Origin of the sequence: Specibacter sp. NPDC057265, from assembly GCF_042668835.1 — a bacterium.
GTDB lineage: Bacteria > Actinomycetota > Actinomycetes > Actinomycetales > Micrococcaceae > Specibacter.
Window position 1 is genome coordinate 171,850 of record NZ_JBHUYE010000003.1, and the last position, 18,498, is coordinate 190,347.

Below are 18,498 nucleotides of genomic sequence, written 5' to 3' on the forward strand. Positions count from 1 at the left end.
GGCTTACCTTATTTACGTTAGGTACAACCTCCTGAAAGTGTCCAGGGTTTTGAGTCAGGATCCCTTAAAGTTGCACTGCCGGCAGCCTAGCCGGGCGTGCCGGCAGCCTCGGCGGTGTCAGATTCATGCATTTCAAGGTCTTCGGTCGCCGGTCCCTCCAGGATTTTGCCATCTGCTGCGAACCGGGAGCCGTGCAGGGGGCAGTCCCATGACTTTTCGGCATCATTCCAGGACAAGATGCCGCCCAGATGCGTGCAGACTCCGGAAACCTTGCAGCTGCGCCCGTCCACGGTGGACACTCCCACCGGATGCAGCCCATGGCGCAGCATATGCCCTTCTCCCTCCGCAGGAACGTGGTGGGTGGAATCCTGCTCCCGGGAAGTTGGTCCGTCGCTGTCGTTGAAGAGCGCACTGAACCACCCCTTCGTCATTTTTGCGGCAACCTCGGCGTTGATCTTTGCCCCGGAAGCCAAATCCGCGGGACCGGTGATGCGGTGGGAGAGCGTCTTGGCCCAAGGCACGTTGCCGCCCAGAATCTCCGCGCTCAGGGTCAGCGCTGCCGCCACTGCATTGGTCATGCCCCACTTGTTGTAACCGGTGGCAACGTGGATGTTGCCCCCGCCCCGGGGCAGCTTGCCCACAAAGGGCACCATATTCGCGGATTGGTAATCCTGTGCGGACCAGTGATGGGTTGCCTCCGCGCCAGGGAAGTTTTTCTTCGTCCAGGCATCCAAGTCATCAACTTTCCCTTGTTCGGAAAGGTCCTTGCCCACGGGGTGGCCGTTGCCACCCACAATCAAAAGTTCTTCATCACCGTAAAAGGCTGTCCGCAAGGACCGTGCCGGCTGGTCAATGGAAAGGTACATGCCCTGTGGCAGGCTGCCGGCAGCGGGGGGAACCCGGAAGGCTGCGGCATAGGAGCGGGAAGGCTTCATCTTGGCAAAGTACAAACCGCGGTCCAGAATGGGGATGCCTGTGGCCACAATGACATGCTGCGCATGATTGCTGCCGTGGTCGGTGATCACCGCGGTGGGGGTGCCCAGGGATACATCGCGTACACGGGTCCCCTCCACGATTCTTCCGCCATGCGAGCGTAGATCCTCACTGAGTGCTTGAAGAACCTCCAGGGGATGGAACTGGGCCTGGTTCTGCAGGCGGAGCGCGGCCCGGGTGGGATAGGGCAAAGCAATGTTGCCTTCCATCCAGGCAATGTCCAGGCCGGCCCCGCGGCCGGCCTCGGCTTCCTGTTCCAGGGACTTCAGGCCGGAATCGGAGGTGGTGTAGGTGAAGGCGTCGCGTCGTTGCACGGCAATATTGCGTTCCTCAAGGAAGCCAAGCAACCAAGCCTGGCCCTCCAGGTTTCCCTCCACATAGGCTTGAACGATTTCCTGGGAGAAGTGCTTGCGGATGCCCGAAAGCACCGTGCCCTGCAGCAGGCTCAGCTTTGCAGTGGTGTTGCCCGTGGTGACGGCACCAACTGACCGGGCCTCCAGAACCGTAACGCTCAACCCTGCACGGCTGAGCAGAAGGGCCGTGGTGAGGCCCGTCAGGCCGGCACCCACCACCACCACGTCATAATTTCCGTCGGGCTCAAAGGCATCCGTTTGCACTGGCTTAGGCGTATCCAACCAAAGTGATTTCACGTCTACTTCCCTCCAACACTTCCAAGGCGGTAAAGTCGCGGCAAAGTTTCCCACCGCGGGGCACCGATGGCCCCTTAGCTTCCAGCTTTTCGGGTTCTGTGCCGTATGGCAAGAGTCTGCCTCAAGGCAGCAGGACGCCGGTGCCTGCATTTCTGCGGTTGCAGCGTCTCCACAGCGGAACTGGCTACACTGTCGTATCCGTCCACCCCAAGAACAGCGCAGAGGATTACTTCATGACACGCACCATTGTGATAACCGGCGCCAGCGATGGCATTGGGGCCAGCGCGGCCCGGGCGTTGGCCCAAGAGGGCAATCGGCTGGTGGTGGTTGGCCGGTCCGCAGCCAAAACAAAGGCGGTGGCGCAGGACATCGGCGCCGACCATTTTTTGGCCGACTTCACCGAACTTCTCCAAGTGCGCGAACTCGCAGCCGCTCTGAAGGAAAAATACCCGCGGATCGATGTGCTGGCCAACAATGCCGGCGGCATCATGGGATCCCGGGAGGTGACTGTTGATGGGCATGAGAAAACCTTTCAGGTCAACCATCTGGCGCCCTTCCTCCTCACCGAGCTGCTCATGGAGGTTTTGGTGGACAGCCAGGCGACCATCATCAACACCTCCAGCGCCGCCCACCGGTTCATGGCGAAATTCGACATGGCCGATCTGGACAGTGAAAAGGGCTACAACAACCGGGCGGCCTATGGCAACGCCAAGCTTGCCAACATCCTGTTCACCAAGGAGCTGCAAAAGCGCCACGGCCACCGGGGCATCAACGCCGCGGCGTTTCATCCAGGGGTGGTGGGCAGCAACTTCTCAGCCGAATCGGCGGGAATTCTGAAAATGGGGTACAGCCTGCTCAACCGTTTTATGCTCACCCCCACACAGGGCGCTGAAACTTTGGTGTGGCTGGCGTCCACCGAACCCGGTGTGGTGTGGACGCCCGGGGAGTATTACGTCAAGCGGAAGCAGGCAAAGATCAGTGCCACGGCCCAGGAGACGGATTTGGCCCGGCAACTCTGGGAGCGCAGCGAAGCCATGGTGGCCAGCTGTGACCCGCGGCCCCGCGGCCGTTAAGGCTCAGGGGTGCAGTGAGCCGCCGGTGTAGACGCCTTCGGACAGTTGCTTCACCAGCCAGGGGCTGAAGACGAAGGGGGCGGCTGCGACAGCTTCCTCCACGTCCACCACCTCCGACCACGCCCAATCAGAGACCTCATCAGGGTTGGGCGAAATTTTCGCTTCCCCCTCAAAACTGGCCGTGAACACCGGACAGACCTCGTTTTCAACAATGCCGGACGCATCAACGGCGCGGTAACGGAAGTGGGGCAATGCGGGCTTGATGTTGGCGACGGTGATGTTCAACTCCACCGCGGCCCGGCGAATGATTGCGTCCTCAAACGATTCGCCGGGTGCGGGATGCCCGCAAAAGGAATTGGTCCAGACGCCCGGCCATGCCGTTTTGGCCAAGGCACGGCGGGTCAGAAGCGTGCGGCCCTGAGCATCAAAAAGGTGGCAGGAAAAGGCAAGGTGCAGGGGGGTGCCGCTGGTATGGACCTCGGCCTTGTTGGCAGTGCCAATTTCCGCCCCGTTGTCATCCAACAATCGCACCAGCTCAATATTTTGCCCCATGGGCGCACAGCTCCTTCGTACACGTGAAGAACCAGTCTATGGTTTCACCACGTCGTGACGCACCACTTCATGAAGCTCCACCCCACCGGAGCGCAGCTTCCAGTAATGCAGCCGCAAAGCGCCCGCCGTTCCCTGCTCCACATAAAGACGCATGCACACGTCCTCACCGCGCAGGGTGGGGGCGGCATGGGCGCCCTCGTTTTGACGTAAAAGGTGTGGTTCCCGTTTGCGCAGGGGCCCCTGCCGTTCGGCCACCAGATCCACCACTGCCCGCAGCGTCTTGTTCCGCTGCGCCCCCGTCAGACGTGCCCAGGAGTCCAAAAACTGTTCACTGGCCGTGAAGCTGCCCAGCGGCGCAGTGGCTTTTTCCGCAGCCGGCACCACCCGTGCCCACAGCTGCAGGAGCTCAAAAGTGAACTGTTCGCCCCGGTCGGTGAACAACACTTCCTGCACCTCTTCGGTGCGTGAGCTCGCCGAGCGCATCTTTTGCCGCAGGCTCACCAAGGAGGCCTTGGTCTTTGCCAAATCCTCTTTCAGCGTGGCCATTTGGTGGTTGGCGTCGTTGACTTCCCGGCTTAGCTGCAGGCTCCGATCCCGTTCCTGGGCCAGCTGGTCCTGCAGCGAACGCGCCAGTTTGTCAGTGGCCCCGCGTCTTTTCTGCCCGGCCATCAGTTCGGCAATGGTATGACGTGCCGCCTCCAACTGCATCTGGGTGCTTTGCAGGGCTGTGCGTCTTTTGGCGGAACTTGCCCCGGGTTGCGGGGGTTCTGCCGGCCCGCCGCTGCCGTCCTCACATGCGGCAACGCCGGGCCCTGCCGGCGCTGCCGGAGGTGGTGCGGTGAGGAAGCTGGCATAGGGCCTGTCCGCATCGAGCCACGGCGGCCCGCCACGAAGGAGCGCCGGCGCCGGGACCGCGGGCTCGTCGTCGTCCACGTCCAGCATGGACAGCCGGACGGCTCCGCTTTCGTAAAGAACCCGGACCCGGACCACCTCATCTTCGGTCAATAGGTCCTGGGCGGAGTCAAGTTCATTGGAGGAGATGCTTTCAATGCCAATGCGTGCCTCCTGTCCGGGCCAAAGTTCCACAATTGCCTGGGTGGGGGAGACGGACTTGACCCGGGCCAGGGCCACGTCACCTTGCCGGTAGACGGTGATGGGGGAGGGCTGGGGCAAAAGGAGCCCCCGCACGTTCAGGACGTGCCCCCTTGGATCCAGAAAACCGTCCAGCCTTTGACCTTTGCGCACCAGCCAGTTCAAGGGGACCCCGGGCAGCAGATCCTCACTGCGGATCAGCGCTTGCCTGCCGCCGGGGAGCAGTTCCACGAGGGCGCGGTCCTGGGAGGGGAAGCCCAGCACGTGCGCCTGGGTCACCGTGGCAAGGGGTGCTGGGACAGCCTGGGGAGCGGAAAAATGTTGGGCGGCAAGAACTTCCAGTTCCAGGGAATCGCTGATCTTGTTCAGCTGCCAGTTATGACGGGCCAGATGAGGGGGCGGGACGCGCAGGGTCCACTGCTGGCCGTGCGGGTACACCCGGGCGCCCACACCAAAGATGTGCAGCCGGGGAGGCAGACCATTTTCCAGCTGGCGGGTCTGCGGACCATTGGCGATCTCGTAGACCTGCGCTTCACTTCCCAGCCGCCGGGCCAACACCCTGGCGTCCAGGCGCAGCGGATCGCCGGCGGCGTAGGAGACCACCACAATTGTCTGCCCGCGCGCCGGGTCCATCAGCTCCCGCGCCAAGGCGGCGCCGTCAAGTTGATGCACCAGGGGCTGTGGAACCGGACCTTTTTGAGGCTGGGAGAGTCGATTCCTGTTTTTTTGTGCAGGCATGCTGTCCCCTTCCCGCTTCCCACATTGGGCGGTACGACTGACTTCCCTTACCTGGCTTGACCTGCAGTTTCCGGCGTTCAAGTGAGCCAGGGCCTGCGGCCGTTCCAGGACGAAGGACGCCTGTGGGCATGTCGGTGACGCGGTCCGAAGGGAGGCGCCACCGCCCTGTGTTGGAGCTACAACTTATCCGTCTCCGCTTCCTTTTCCCTGCGGAGTTCAGCGGCGTCTTCATTGATTTCGGCAATGTCAGGAGTGACGAGGCTGGAATGGATTTGTCCCAGGGGATCGTCTGCAGCGGGCTCGTTGATTAGATCTTTATCTTCATAACTTGAATTTTCGCTCATGCACACACACTAGCTTCCTGCCGTGACGCCCGCCATGGCCTTTTCCTTGCTTTTGAGGCGTGCAGCCACCGTCACAGCCGCAATGATCACGGCCCCCGCCACCGCCACAATGGCCAAGGGAGTCGACTGGGGTTCGCCCATGGTCCGGCCCACGGCTATCCAGCAAATACCCCAGACCAATGACACCGCCGGCGCAAGGCGGCCCCGCCCATACACGGCAATGACGACACCCACGGACACTGCGGCCAAGATGGCGCTGATGCCCCAATAGACCGGGTCCAGGCCAAAGCCGCCAAAGCCTTCGGCCACTGTCCAGGCGGCAACATTGGCCAGCGTGGCCACGCTGATCCAGCCCAGGTACAGGCCAAATGAACCGTCGGTGATGATGCCGTCCGCCCGTGAGACCGGAGGGAGGTCGTGCATGATCACCAGGATCCACAGCAGCACGGCCAGCAGGGCAAGAATGACGGCGACGCTCAACGGCAGCAGATCCACTTGAATGCTGAGGATCCATGCGGCGTTTAAAAGGAGCGAGGCGGCCGCCGGGTAACCCATCCGGCGGTGACGCAGGTGGCTGCGTTGTTTGGGCAGGAACTGCCAGACGGCATAAATCAACAGGCCTGCATAAATGACCGACCAGATGGAAAAGGCGCTGCCGTAGGGGGCAATGAGGGTGGCCTCGGCCGACAACGCACCGCCGGAGGCCTCTTGAACCGGAGTGCCAATGACCGCGCCGGAACCAATGAAGGAACCCACGATGGCAATAATTGCGCTGATGGCAACTATCAAAGCACGTTGAAGGTCCTTTCTACCGGCGTCAATTTCGCTGAGGGTCTTCATGCAACACAATCCTCACGTCATAGTGGGGCAATTGCAACGACCCGGAGAGTTCATTGACGCCTCCCAACGCCTGCAGGGCGCTGCATTCCGGGCAGGCAAGCAGTTGTCTGTGCGTTAAAGTAAAGGAGGTTCCCGTTCCGGGATTTTCCGCGCCCCCATTTTGGCCCGAGGTGCATCCTGATCTGGAACAAGCCGCAATCCACTGCCCCCGCAGCACTGTGATCGACCATGAACGGAGCCAGCCATGGCCGTGAAACCAGCAACACCCCTCAGCCCCGAACAGTTGCAGTCGGTCTGGGGGACCTTGAAATCCCCGCGGCGGTTAAAGACCGAGGTGCTGGCTGGATTGGTGGTGGGACTGGCCCTGATCCCGGAGGCCATCGCCTTCTCCATCATTGCCGGGGTGGATCCGCGTATTGGGCTTTTCGCCGCATTCACCATGGCAGTCACCATTGCCTTTACCGGCGGCCGCCCAGCCATGATCTCGGCCGCCACCGGCGCGGTGGCCCTGGTGATTGCCCCTCTGGTGAAATCCCACGGCGTGGACCATCTCATTGCCGCCGTCATCCTGGCAGGCGTGCTGCAAATTGTGTTGTCCGTGTCCGGGGTGGCGAAGCTGATGCGCTTCATCCCGCGTTCGGTCATGGTGGGCTTTGTCAACGCCCTGGCCATCCTGGTGTTCCTTGCCCAACTGCCGGAACTAATTGATGTGCCCTGGCTGGTGTACCCCCTGGTGGCAGTGGCCCTGCTGATCATGTTTGTGCTGCCGCGCTTCACCCAGGTGGTTCCGGCGCCGCTGGTGGCCATTGTGGTGCTGACCCTCATCACGGTGCTGGCAGCCGTGGTGGTTCCCACGGTGGGGGACAAGGGCCAGCTGCCCGATTCCCTGCCCGGTTTGTTGATCCCGAACGTTCCGATGACCTTGGAGACGCTGCAGGTCATTTTCCCCTTTGCGCTCGCCATGGCTTTTGTGGGTCTGCTGGAATCGCTCATGACGGCGAAACTGGTTGATGACATCACAGACACCCGCTCCAGCAAGACCCGCGAGGCGTGGGGGCAGGGTGTGGCCAACATCGTCACGGGCTTCTGTGGCGGGATGGGCGGCTGCGCCATGATTGGCCAGACCATGATCAACGTCAAGGCCTCCGGCGCACGGACCCGCATCTCCACGTTCAGCGCCGGGGTCTTCCTGCTGCTGCTGGTGGTGGTGCTGGGCGACGTGGTCTCCCTGATCCCCATGGCCGCCCTGGTGGCTGTCATGATCTTTGTCTGCTGGGCCACGTTCGACTGGCACAGCATCCACCCCCGGACCCTCAAGGCGCTGCCCAAAAGTGAAACGTTCGTCATGGTCATCACAGTGGTGGCCACCGTGGCCACTGACAACCTGGCCATTGGGGTGGGCTCGGGAACCGTGCTGGCCATGGTCATGTTTGCCCGCCGGGTGGCGCACTTCGTCACCGTGGAGCGCACAGTGGGCGGGGGCAGCGTCACATACACCGTCAACGGGGAGCTGTTCTTCGCCTCCTCCAATGATTTGTACACCCAGTTCGAATATGCCCTGGACCCCGCCCACGTCATCATTGACATGAGCCGCTCCCATCTGTGGGATGCCTCCACCAGCGCCACCCTCGACGCCATTGCCGACAAATATGGCCGCAGCGGCAAGCAGGTGGAGATTGTGGGACTCAATGAGGCCAGCACGGAAATGCGCCGCCGCCTGGCCGGCAAACTGGGCGGCAATTAGGGCGTGGGCGACGCCGGAACTTTCCGTGCGCGTGCGCCTTTGCCGGGGTGGCCCAGAGGCTTGGCTGCCTTGAGGGGCCTGCAGGACCGGTGGGTTTCCCGTTCGCCTGTGCAATGCTGACGGGCGCAGCTGCCAACTGTCGTCCATTCAGGGTGGCAAAACCGGTTTGTAACGCGCGGGCAGGGGGCGGAGCACGGCCCCCACGGCAGGCTGGGCGCGGCTTGCCTCCCCGTCCGGGTGATTGGTACGGACTGCTGTAGCCTGGCCGGATGAAGGCAAACGGTGCCGGGAGCGCATGGACCCAAAAGGAAATTGCCGTCACGGTGGACACTTATTTTGAGATGCTTCGCGCGGAACTGTCCGGAATCCCAGTGAACAAGGCCCATTTCAATCGAACTCTGCAGGACGTCACCGGGCGCAGCCGGGGTGCCATCGAGTTCAAGCATGCCAACATCAGTGCAGTGCTGCTTGCGCTCAGATCCTTTTACATTGACGGTTACAAGCCCCGTGGCAACGTGCAGAACGCCCTCCGGCGGGAAGTGGAACGGCGCCTTAAGCTGGACAGCGAATTGGAGGCCCTGATGCTTAAGTCAGTGGCTGGGCCTGTATCCACGCCCTCCCCGGATCTGAGACTTCAGCTGGGAGAGGCGCCAGTGGTGGAAATTGCGGAGCGCATCTACCACCGGCAGGCCATCAAACACGACTTTGTGCGCCTTGAATCGGACAGGCGTGAACTTGGCCTTGCCGGTGAAGTGGCAGTGGTCAACTACGAGCGTTCGCAGCTTGTGGCCCAAGGATTGCCGCGGCTGGCCAAGGCGGTGGAACACGTGGCAGTGACCCAGGGAGACGGGCTGGGGTTCGATGTGTTGTCGTACGATGCCGACGGTTCCGAGAAATTGATTGAGGTAAAAACCACCCGCCGCACAGAATATTGGCCATTTTTGGCCACCAAAAATGAAATCTCATTGTCCTCGGAAGTGCCGGAAAAATTTTATTTGTACCGTTTACATGGGTTTGGCGGCGCCACCGCAGGACTATTCACCATGAGGGGATCGTTGGAGAACACCTGCACCCTCGTGCCCCATGTGTTTGAGGCTTTTCCGGGCTAAGCAGGGCCGGTGCGGGTGAACGCCACGGCGGGCGGGCAGGACCGGATTCATGTGAAAATCTTTTGCCAAAACGCCCCACAGCCCCAGCCAAGGGGACTGACGGGGGAACGTGACAGTAAGCTGGTGCGTGGTGGCCCTAGTGCCGCATCACGTCATCTACTGCGCGGTAACAGCTCTGCGTGCAAAAGTGGAAACGACCCGTGCCAACAGGAGGACAACTGTGACCATCCGAGACAATACCAACCGTCGCCTTAAAGAAGTTCTGGACATCATGGCCGCAGCTTCGTGGCTGGATAAAAAGCCCAATGGCGGAGAGATCCTGGCCGAGGCCGTCAAGCGGGTGCCCTTCACCCCGGAAGAGGCCGAGCTCCTGACCGGCGGCATTCCCCGTGGCCACAAGAACCTGACCAAGGCCACAGCCAGCCTGGCCAAGGTGGGCTGGATGACGAAGGGCCGCAGCGGCTGGGCCATCACCGACAATGGATTGCGCGCCACAGTTGCCTTCGACACCGTGGAAAAACTTGTTGACGCCCTCAACAACAACACCCCGGTCCCTGCAGACACACCACCGCCGGAAAAGCCTGCGGAACAGCCTGCGGAGCAGAAGGCGGAAGAGCCTGCGGAGCAGAAGGCGGCCAAAAAGGCGGCAGCCAAAAAATCCACGGCCAAGAAGGCGTCCATACAGGCCAGTGTCAACTCCACCGATGAAACGGCGGCAGTCGGGGTGGATGGTGGAGCGTCTGCCGAGCAGCCCAACTCCGTGTCCCTGGCAGGGGATTTCAACAGCCTGCTTGGCGGCTCCGAGGACTGGGACCCCACGCACGATGGCACGCAGATGCGCCTTGATGAGTCGGTCTGGAAGCTCACGCTTGATCTTCCCGCCGGCCATTACAGCTACAAAGTGGTGGTCAATGGCTCATGGGATGAAAACTATGGCGCCTACGGTGTGCCCAACGGCGCCAACCACGAATTCGTCCACCCGGGCGGACCCGTCACCTTCCACTACAGCCATGTCACAAAAGACGTGCACCGCCCTGACAGCTACTGAGGGTCGACGGGGCACCGACACTGGTTTAGCTGCTTTCCAGCTGCGCCATTAACCTTGAAGCATGACATTGGACGCGAGCAGTTCCCCCCTGGGCCCGGCACCGGCCACCGCGTGGCAGGCGGATGGGGGGAACCTGGTCGCCGAGGGTGACAACCTCAGCTTCTTGGGCACGCTGCCCGATGAGAGCTTCCGGCTGATTTACATTGACCCGCCGTTCAACACCGGCAAGGTCCAGGCGCGCCAGAACATGACCAATGTGCGCAGTGCCTCGGGTTCAAGGGTGGGCTTCCAGGGCCGCAGCTACGAGACCATCAAGGGCCTGACGCTTAGCTACAACGATTCCTTCGGCAATTACTGGGAATTTTTGGAACCCAGGCTGGAGGAAGCCTGGCGGCTGCTGTCCGACGACGGCACCCTGTACCTGCACCTGGATTACCGCGAGGTGCATTACGCCAAGGTGCTGCTGGATGCGCTCTTTGGCCGCGAGTGCTTTTTGAACGAGATCATTTGGGCCTATGACTACGGCGCCCGCACCAAAAGGAAATGGCCCGCCAAGCACGACAACATCTTGGTGTACGTCAAAAATCCGAAGACGTACTTCTTCAACAGTGCCGAGGTTGACCGGGAGCCGTACATGGCGCCCGGGCTGGTGACGCCGGAGAAAGTGGCGTTGGGCAAGCTGCCCACAGACACCTGGTGGCACACGATTGTTTCACCCAGTGGGCGTGAAAAGACCGGTTATCCAACGCAAAAGCCATTGGGAATTTTGCGGCGCATCATTTCCGCCAGCACCGAACGCGGGGACTGGGTGCTGGACTTCTTTGGCGGCAGCGGCACCACGGGCGCCGCTGCGCTGGAACTGGGGCGCCGCTTTGTGCTGGTGGACCAAAACCCGGAAGCCATCGAGGTCATGCGGACGCGACTGGGCCCCGACGCTGTGACATTTTTAAAACACGGCCAACTTCCACCCGGAGCTACGCAAAGGGAATGATCCAGCCCACGAGCAGGTAAAAGGACATGACCAGGGACAGTGCCCCGGTGAGAATTGCCGGAAGCCAGAGGGACCGGCGTCGTGTTTTCACGGCAAAGCCCAGCAACGGCGGAAACACCACCATGCATGCCGTGGACATAAAGCCCAAGATGCCCAAAATGGTTGAGCCGGCAGTCACATTTCCATCCAGCGAGCCGTTCACAATGAGCAGTGAAAGCATGCAGAGCAGGAACGCCGGGTACGCCAACAGTGCCCAACCGGCCACTGAAACGCCCACGGCCCACCAGATGGAGCGGTGCTGGGCCGCCGGCTGCGCGGATGGGCTGCTGCGCGGGACTGCCAGTCGCTGGGAGGGGATTTCACGGTAGGCCATGGCAATTATTGTGGCATGTGAAGCCGGGAGGTCCACCCCAAGGCCCCCACATCCGGCCCGCCGTCCTGTGCTGTGGCGGGCGCCCAACCGCCGATCCATGCCCACGCGGCTGTCCCCGTCCCGGCCTTGAGAGGATGGACCTCTTGTCGGAAAGGGCCCCTGCCGCGGCCCATTCCGAACTCATGCATCAGCCGAGGTTCCCGAGCCAGCGGAAGATGAAGTAAACAACGACGCCCGCTGTGGGCACGCCGGTGGCAAGGGCTGCCAGCCACATGGCGCGTTCACGGAAGCGTGCCGCCTGGCCCATCAAATGCGGGGTGGCCAGCATGCACAACAACAGTATGGCGCCGCCAAAGATCAGGCCAAGGTTGCGGGGGGCAGCCAAACCACTGTCAGCCTGCATGAGTTGGGCGAAAATGAGCAAAGCCAGCAGGACGATGGGAAGGGCCACCACCGCCCACACCACAAGTGAGACCATAGTCCCTGTCAGTTGGGTCCTTTGCGGATTGGCTCCATGCGCGTGGCCGTGTGAAGCAGGGCGCCCTGTGGTGTCGTTCATGCTCCATGTCTACCAGCATTGGCAGCCGCCGTCGCGCGTGATGCCCACAGGCATTCCTGGCTCAAACCCGGAAGGGATGGTTGACGTCTGTTTGCCACGGGTACGGCGGAGTTCAGGCGCGCCCCCACATCCCGGAGGGCCGGCAAGTCCGCTGACGCATGGCCCCTTTAGCGTGCTGATCAATGCTGGCCCAGCGCACCGCGCTTTCCTGGCAGCAGCGTTGCCTCGATACTGGGGGCATAAGGTGTTGGTGTTTCTGCAGGGCAGACGTCGCCGCGGAACCGTGGCGTTTACCGTCGGCAACATGTGGCAGCAGCTCCCAGACGTTAAAGGAAGGTGTTCCATGGCTGGACAATTTGATCTCACGCGTTTCTTGGCCGCCCAGGACCAGGTGTACAGGGAGGTGCTGCAGGAACTGCGCGCAGGGCGGAAGCGCAGCCACTGGATGTGGTTTATTTTCCCGCAGGTGCAGGGCCTCGGCCACAGCCCGACTGCCAAACGGTACGCCATTGCTTCCTGGGCCGAGGCCGTGGCATACGCGGCCCATCCTGTCCTTGGCCACAGGTTGCGGGAATGCTCCAGGCTGCTGTTGTCCACCAGCGGGCAAAGTGCCGAACAAGTGCTGGGCCATACTGATGCGCAAAAACTGGCTTCCTCCATGACCCTGTTTCAGGCGGCTGCCCCTGGGGAGCCCCTGTTTGGCCAGGTGTTGGAAAAATTTTACGGCGGTGTTCCCGACCCTGCCACGGAATCCATGGTCTCGTCCTGGCGCCGTCAGCCTCCCGGTGCCCGGGAGGCTGGCGCAGTGGAACCATGAGGGACGCGCACCGGCACGAAGGTTCAGCAATGACAGCAAGGTGACCACCTGCTCCTGCCGTCGGGGCGGCACATGGAGCAGGAGAGGTTCCGGATCGCCTCGCAGGCAGGTCAAGGCCTTGCCTTTCTGGGCTGCGGCAACTTCCGGAAATCCTTAACCGGGAGCGCAGGCCAATGACCGCCCTGGTCCCGCCAGCAAGTCCGCGGCGGGGGAACAGCCCACTTTTTTGAAACTTAGCTCCAAGCGACCGCGCCCTTTCCCCGCAGCGGGGCCCTCCCAACGTTCATGACGGAAATATGTCGAAAGGTGTTTTGGGTTGATAAACCGCTCAAACACGGGGCTGGCGGTGCCCGAGGCTTGCAGAAAACCCGGCAGGGTGAGCCGTATCTCAAAATTAAGCGGCGCCAGGCTTTTTCGCATGTATACTTGTTCGTAGTTGTAGTGTTGCGTTTTTTGTAGTTGAAGCGATGCCACCCCTTGGGGAGACGTCGCTTTTCTGGAGAAGCGGACTTACACCGTATACGGAGGCCCGAAAGTCGGGCGGAATCTCCAACTTCAGAAGGAAATAGAAATAATGGCTACAGGCACCGTCAAATGGTTCAACGCTGAAAAGGGCTTCGGCTTCATCTCACCCGATGATCAGTCACAGGATGTTTTCGCTCACTACTCGGCGATCAACTCCTCAGGCTACCGCTCCCTCGAAGAGAACCAGAAGGTTTCTTTCGATGTTGAGCAGGGTCCCAAGGGTCCCCAGGCAGTCAACATCCAGGCCATCTAATTCTAAAGTAAATAAGCAGGCAACTGCTCATTCTTTAGGCCAAGTGGCTTGAACAAATAGGGTCCGAGTTTATCTCGGGCCCTATTTGTGTTAATACGGCGGTATTTGTGGGCCATTGCACCGGTGCCTGCGTCAAAAGGCAGCCCGCCGTGTGGCACCATTGAAGACGATGAACAGCACAGCGGCCAAGCGTGAACACAATGGGATTCCTATGCCGCTATGGCTGCAGGGAGCATTTGAGGCTGCCCAAATGTTTGTCATCTCTGCGCTGGTGGTGGCAATTCCGCTGGCGGCGACATGGTTTGCCGGTGGTTTTGCGGCAGCTGATGGCTCGGCCATTGCCAGCCTTGCCGGCCAAATTTGGTTGCTGGGCCACGGCGTGCCGCTCAGCGTCACCTTGGCAAGTGGGCCAAGCTCCGCCACCGTGGAGGTGGGGTCCTACACATTGCTGCCCCTGGGCCTGCTGTTGATTCCCTTTTTCCTCTCCTGGCGCTCCGGGCGCCGCCTGGCACGTGCCTCCTACACGGATCAGCTCTGGCAACCCCTCTGCGCCGCTGCGCTGGTCTACGGTGCTGCCGGCCTGGCAACAGCCTTTGTTTGCAGCGCCCCCGGAGTGGAGGCGCCCCTGCTGGCGGGCATGTTGGTGCCGCTGATCCCCGCAGTCGCCGGACTCATTGTTGGTTCGCGCCTGGAAGCCGGTTCCTGGAGCCGGCTCATTGGCCTCAGCGCTGCGGATTGGATAGCCAAAACCAGCCAGGACCAGCGCTGGGCAGGATCCTATGCTTGGGCGGTGCTCCGTTCAGCCTTCGTGGCCGCAGTGGCGGCACTGTCCCTTTCGGCCCTGCTGCTGACGGTGAATTTGCTGGCCCGCTGGAATGACATCGTGGCCGTTTACCAGGCGCTGCGTCCAGGGCCAGTGGGGGGAGCCGCGCTGACGCTGGGCCAACTGGCCTATATGCCCAACCTGGCAATTTGGGCCATGGCGTGGGCCGGTGGGGATGGTTTTAGCGTGGGTGCAGGATCCACCGTGACACCCCTGGCAACAGCTGTCGCTCCGGTTCCGCCCATTCCCATTTTGGCCGCCCTGCCCACCGGACCACTGACCCTGGGCTATGCGGCACTGCTGATCCCCATTGCCGCGGGTGTGCTGGCCGGTTGGTGGTTTGTCCGGGCCGGGGAGAACCATTTTGACGAGTGGTTGTCCTTGAAGGTGCGCGTGCGTTGGCTCTCGCTGCCTGGCTCCACCCTGTTCCTGGGCATGGTCACGGGGCTGGCAGCGGCAGCCATGGCGTGGCTGCTGTTCTGGCTTTCCCAAGGCTCCCTCGGGATTGGCCGCTTCAGCGAACTGGGTCCCGAGCCGTTCACGGCGGCGCTGTGGATTGGCGCGGAGGTGGGGGCCGGCGTCGTTCTGGGTTCCCTGCTGGCACCCTGGCTGGAGGGCGACGCCGCACTGGCCCCGCACCCGCGCCAGGGATCACAGCAGGCGGCGGCGCAGGAATAGGGGATGGCTCTCTTGGGCCCTAAAATTGGAACCATGCGCATAGTTGTTTTAGTTTCCGGGACCGGGTCAAATCTGCAGGCGGTCATTGACGCCGTGGACAGTGGAAGCCTTCCCCTTGAGATTGCCGCCGTGGGCGCTGATCGGCACCACACCCTCGGCGTGGAACGTTCCGCCGCCGCCGGACTGGAAACTTTTGTCGTGAATTTCAAGGACTACGCCCAGCGCAGCGACTGGGACGCGGCCCTCCTGAGCGCCGTGGCAGCCCACCAGCCCGATTACGTGGTCTCCAGCGGGTTCATGCGGATAGTTGCCCCGACCTTCATTGATGCCTTTTCCGGCCGCTACATCAATACGCACCCGGCGCTGCTTCCGGCCTTCCCCGGGGCCCACGGGGTGCGTGATGCGCTGGCCTACGGGGTAAAGGTCACCGGCTGCACCGTGCACTATGCGGACGCCGGTGTGGACACTGGGCCCATCATTGCCCAAACGCCCGTGGCAGTGCTTCCCGGGGACACCGAGGAAAGCCTGCACGAGCGGATAAAGATTGCTGAACGGGAACTGCTGCTGGAAGTTCTGGGGAGCTTGGCCGGCGCTTGAGAACCACCGGCGCCTGAGAACTACTGGGCCTGAGAACCACCGGCGCCTGAGAACTACTGGGCGGCGGGGCTGCTTTGTTTGCGGTCAAGAAACCAGCCGGAAATTTTGCCAACGAGCCATCCGAGCACAATGGAAAAGACAATCGCCGCCACCACTGCCAGCTGGGTGGAAAGATTCGGCCACTGTTGGGTGAGCATGCCGATTCCCACCGAGTACACGCTCCACAGGGCCGCCGATGCCACCGAATACGTCGCGAAGGCCTTTAGCTGATAACCAGCCACGGTTGCCGCGACATTTGATGACAGCCGGCCCAGCGGAATGAAGCGGGAGGTGAGCATGAACATGTAGGGCCGTTCCTTGAGCCTGCGGGCAGCGGAATCCATGGCCCGTTTGCGCCGTGACCCCCGGGTTGATCCCCACCTGCTCCCACCGACCTTGCGGGTGCCCCAGTAGGTGAGCAGATCACCGGCAACGGCTCCGCCCATCATGGCCAACACCAACATCAGCGGACTAAGGCCGTGGTCAAATCCGGCGACGGCCCCCAAGCCCACAAAAACAGTGGTGCTGGGTACGGGCGGGAGCACTGCGGAGAGCATCACAAAAATGCCGCCCACCATATAGACCCAAGAGCCGGCAGGGATGCCGGTGCTGCTGTCCAAAAATTCCATGGGTTATTTTCTGCGGCGTCCGAACAGCAATGAGGCAAGCACTGTTGCCCCCGTCACCGTGTACACGGCCGGCCAGGAGCCCATTCGCTTCGCCAGCGGATGTGAACCCCCAAAAGCCAGCACGTAGCCTGCGGTCAAGGCCACTGCCGTCCCAGTCCCGGCATTCCTCTTCCAGCCCTGGAATGCGCCGGCGGCTGCGGCGGCCAGCACGACGCCGCCCAGCTGACGGTTCTTGGTGGCACGCGCAGTCTGATAGCCCCCCAATAGTCCGGTGGCGGCAAATGTGGTGGGAAGCAAGGCGCTCAAAGCTCAGTCCTCAATCAGGGGGGTGGGTGATCATCCCAGCCTACTGCGTCGCTGCGGGCGCTGACCATTTGGCCCTGACAGCGCCGTGGTCAAGGTCTGGGAACACCTTGCCCAGACCGCCGGCTGCCCGGGTCCGGGGGGCTGCCCTGGGTAAAGGGGCAGCGGTGCAAACGTCCAGGAGGTGTTGGATCCACTGCCCCGCGGAGGTTTGCCCACGCCGAACCGGGGAAATGGCTCAGTTCAAGGCCGCACCCTTTGTTTCGGGCGCCGAGCGTGCCATCCAAAGAACGGCCAGCACCACCAAAGCACCCGTGATGGCAAAAGTCAGTGGCAGTCCCAGCAGGGGCCACAGCAGCGAGCCAAAGATCAGCGGCACCAGTCCGGCCCCCACCCGGGAAACGGTTGAGGCCCAGCCGAAGCCGGTGGCCCGCAAATGGGTGGGGTACAGCTCCGAAACGTAGGTGTACAGCACGGGGATGGCCACTTGAACCACGAAGCCGAAGACCAGCAACCACAGTTGCGCCGCAACGGGGGCCTCCAGGAGCAGCGCAAAGATCACCAAAGACAAAGCCGACAGTGGCCCGGTGATGGCCAGCAACCATTTCCTTCCCACCCGCTCCACCAGCAAGGCAGCGGCAACCACCCCCAGCAGACCAATTCCGGTCATGGACGCCGTGGCCATGAACGCCTTGTTCTGGGCGTAGCCGGTGGCCACCAAAATGGACGGCATCCAGGTCAGGGCCCCGTAATAAACCAGCAGGATGGTTAAAAACAGGGACCAGGCCACGCCCGTAACACGCCAATTGAACCGCCACAGGCCAGCCAGCTGGTCCGTGACCTTGGCGAAGGAAAGTTTGGGAACCGCCACCGGATCCGGCAGCGTCCACGGCCCCACCTGTGCACCCGTCCGTTCAATGAGCGTGTTGATGACTGCCTTCGCCTCGGCCGGACGCCCTGCCCGCACCAAATACAGGGGGGACTCCGGCACGCCCACACGCACCCAAAAGACCAGCAATGCCGGCAGCACCATCACCAGCATCAGGTAGCGCCAGTTTCCAAAAGAGGCCATGAGTGCCGCGGAAACCACGCCGCACAGGGTTGCCCCAATGGGCCACCAGGCATCCATGGCTGTCAGCACCCGGCCACGGTGTTTGCGCGGCGTGAATTCACCCACCAGTGCGTAGTCCACAGGAATGCAGCCGCCCAGACCAAAGCCGGCCAGGAAGCGGAACACACAAAACAGGACAATTTCATTGGAAAAGGCCCCCAGCACCGTAAACAGCGAAAAGATCAGCAGCGTCAAGGTGAAGGCCTTCTTCCGGCCAATGACGTCCGCTATGGAACCCCAGGCAAACGCGCCCACTGCCATGCCAATAAGGTTCGCGGTGCCGATCCACGCCGCCTGCCCGGTGCTGAGTCCCCATTCCTTGGACAACAACGGAATGAGGAAGCCGTTCAATGTCACATCCCAGGCATCAAACATGAAGCCCAAACCGCCAATGATGAAAATGCTGCCCTGCACGCGCCAACGCCATGGCAGTTCCTGGACCACGTGGTCGCCTGTCAAAGGTACTGTGGGGGTGCTCATGTCGCCTGTCGTTTCATAAGGCAAAACAATAGACGAGATTAATCCTGGCGGCGCGCAGTCCCCCCGCGCCACCGCCAACCCCGGGTGGGTTCGCGCCGTTGGCCAACAATGCCCTTGCACCGCACGGTAACGGGGGG

The 18,498-nt window shown here is 61.9% G+C and carries 19 protein-coding genes; 9 read left to right on the forward strand and 10 right to left on the reverse strand.

Features of this window, described 5'->3' with window-relative positions; all coding sequences use genetic code 11:
• Window positions 1-86: 86 nt before the first annotated feature.
• Window positions 87-1,643, reverse strand: coding sequence for an FAD-dependent oxidoreductase (locus tag ACFUCV_RS03960; RefSeq protein WP_380812247.1), 1,557 nt, complete (start codon window positions 1,641-1,643; stop codon window positions 87-89).
• A gap of 233 nt (window positions 1,644-1,876) precedes the next feature.
• On the opposite strand from ACFUCV_RS03960, the gene ACFUCV_RS03965 reads away from it, so the two are divergent.
• Complete coding sequence (locus ACFUCV_RS03965) at window positions 1,877-2,716, forward strand: SDR family NAD(P)-dependent oxidoreductase (RefSeq protein WP_380812249.1); 840 nt, start codon at window positions 1,877-1,879, stop codon at window positions 2,714-2,716.
• Window positions 2,717-2,719: 3 nt separating this feature from the next.
• Here ACFUCV_RS03965 and idi read toward each other — a convergent pair whose 3' ends face one another.
• From idi to ACFUCV_RS03985, 4 genes are all read right to left on the reverse strand, one after another.
• Window positions 2,720-3,268: an isopentenyl-diphosphate Delta-isomerase gene (gene idi, locus ACFUCV_RS03970; RefSeq protein ID WP_380812251.1), complete on the reverse strand. Its 549-nt coding sequence runs from the start codon at window positions 3,266-3,268 to the stop codon at window positions 2,720-2,722.
• Window positions 3,269-3,304: 36 nt separating this feature from the next.
• A complete protein-coding gene (locus ACFUCV_RS03975) occupies window positions 3,305-5,098 on the reverse strand; it encodes a hypothetical protein (protein WP_380812253.1) in 1,794 nt (597 codons plus the stop codon).
• A gap of 176 nt (window positions 5,099-5,274) precedes the next feature.
• The gene (locus ACFUCV_RS03980; protein ID WP_380812255.1) at window positions 5,275-5,442 is read right to left on the reverse strand and encodes a hypothetical protein; all 168 of its coding nucleotides are present in this window, start codon (window positions 5,440-5,442) and stop codon (window positions 5,275-5,277) included.
• Window positions 5,443-5,451: 9 nt separating this feature from the next.
• Window positions 5,452-6,282, reverse strand: coding sequence for a tryptophan-rich sensory protein (locus tag ACFUCV_RS03985; RefSeq protein WP_380812257.1), 831 nt, complete (start codon window positions 6,280-6,282; stop codon window positions 5,452-5,454).
• Between the two features lie 244 nt (window positions 6,283-6,526).
• Between ACFUCV_RS03985 and ACFUCV_RS03990 the strand changes: the two genes are divergently transcribed.
• The 4 genes from ACFUCV_RS03990 to ACFUCV_RS04005 all read left to right on the forward strand — a co-directional run bounded on the left by ACFUCV_RS03990 (window position 6,527) and on the right by ACFUCV_RS04005 (window position 11,174).
• Window positions 6,527-8,026, forward strand: a complete 1,500-nt coding sequence (locus ACFUCV_RS03990; RefSeq protein WP_380812259.1) for a SulP family inorganic anion transporter — start codon at window positions 6,527-6,529, stop codon at window positions 8,024-8,026.
• A gap of 269 nt (window positions 8,027-8,295) precedes the next feature.
• Window positions 8,296-9,135, forward strand: a complete 840-nt coding sequence (locus ACFUCV_RS03995; protein WP_380812261.1) for a DUF3883 domain-containing protein — start codon at window positions 8,296-8,298, stop codon at window positions 9,133-9,135.
• Between the two features lie 220 nt (window positions 9,136-9,355).
• Window positions 9,356-10,183 (forward strand): glycosidase, encoded by an 828-nt coding sequence (locus ACFUCV_RS04000; protein ID WP_380812263.1) that lies wholly within the window; start codon window positions 9,356-9,358, stop codon window positions 10,181-10,183.
• 61 nt (window positions 10,184-10,244) lie between these two features.
• On the forward strand, window positions 10,245-11,174 hold the full coding sequence (locus ACFUCV_RS04005) for a DNA-methyltransferase (RefSeq protein ID WP_380812265.1): 930 nt from the start codon (window positions 10,245-10,247) through the stop codon (window positions 11,172-11,174).
• Here the strand turns inward: ACFUCV_RS04005 and ACFUCV_RS04010 are convergent.
• Both ACFUCV_RS04010 and ACFUCV_RS04015 read right to left on the reverse strand, forming a co-directional pair.
• Window positions 11,158-11,547 carry a hypothetical protein gene (locus tag ACFUCV_RS04010; protein ID WP_380812267.1) on the reverse strand — a complete coding sequence of 130 codons (390 nt, stop codon included), beginning with the start codon at window positions 11,545-11,547 and terminating at the stop codon, window positions 11,158-11,160. The two genes, ACFUCV_RS04005 and ACFUCV_RS04010, sit on opposite strands and share 17 nt — an antisense overlap.
• Before the next feature lie 187 nt (window positions 11,548-11,734).
• Window positions 11,735-12,025, reverse strand: coding sequence for a hypothetical protein (locus ACFUCV_RS04015; protein ID WP_380812269.1), 291 nt, complete (start codon window positions 12,023-12,025; stop codon window positions 11,735-11,737).
• A gap of 424 nt (window positions 12,026-12,449) precedes the next feature.
• Between ACFUCV_RS04015 and ACFUCV_RS04020 the strand changes: the two genes are divergently transcribed.
• The 4 genes from ACFUCV_RS04020 (at window position 12,450) to purN (ending at window position 15,799) form a co-directional block, all read left to right on the forward strand.
• Complete coding sequence (locus tag ACFUCV_RS04020; RefSeq protein WP_380812271.1) at window positions 12,450-12,923, forward strand: DUF1810 domain-containing protein; 474 nt, start codon at window positions 12,450-12,452, stop codon at window positions 12,921-12,923.
• A 574-nt stretch (window positions 12,924-13,497) separates the two neighbouring features.
• Window positions 13,498-13,701, forward strand: a complete 204-nt coding sequence (locus ACFUCV_RS04025; protein ID WP_038467205.1) for a cold-shock protein — start codon at window positions 13,498-13,500, stop codon at window positions 13,699-13,701.
• A 250-nt stretch (window positions 13,702-13,951) separates the two neighbouring features.
• Window positions 13,952-15,202, forward strand: a complete 1,251-nt coding sequence (locus ACFUCV_RS04030) for a DUF6350 family protein (protein WP_380812273.1) — start codon at window positions 13,952-13,954, stop codon at window positions 15,200-15,202.
• 33 nt (window positions 15,203-15,235) lie between these two features.
• On the forward strand, window positions 15,236-15,799 hold the full coding sequence (gene purN, locus ACFUCV_RS04035; protein WP_380812275.1) for a phosphoribosylglycinamide formyltransferase: 564 nt from the start codon (window positions 15,236-15,238) through the stop codon (window positions 15,797-15,799).
• 53 nt (window positions 15,800-15,852) lie between these two features.
• Here purN and ACFUCV_RS04040 read toward each other — a convergent pair whose 3' ends face one another.
• From ACFUCV_RS04040 to ACFUCV_RS04050, 3 genes are all read right to left on the reverse strand, one after another.
• A complete protein-coding gene (locus ACFUCV_RS04040; RefSeq protein ID WP_380812277.1) occupies window positions 15,853-16,467 on the reverse strand; it encodes a DedA family protein in 615 nt (204 codons plus the stop codon).
• Between the two features lie 3 nt (window positions 16,468-16,470).
• Window positions 16,471-16,773: a hypothetical protein gene (locus ACFUCV_RS04045; protein WP_380812279.1), complete on the reverse strand. Its 303-nt coding sequence runs from the start codon at window positions 16,771-16,773 to the stop codon at window positions 16,471-16,473.
• 235 nt (window positions 16,774-17,008) lie between these two features.
• Complete coding sequence (locus ACFUCV_RS04050; RefSeq protein ID WP_380812281.1) at window positions 17,009-18,361, reverse strand: MFS transporter; 1,353 nt, start codon at window positions 18,359-18,361, stop codon at window positions 17,009-17,011.
• Window positions 18,362-18,498: the final 137 nt, after the last annotated feature.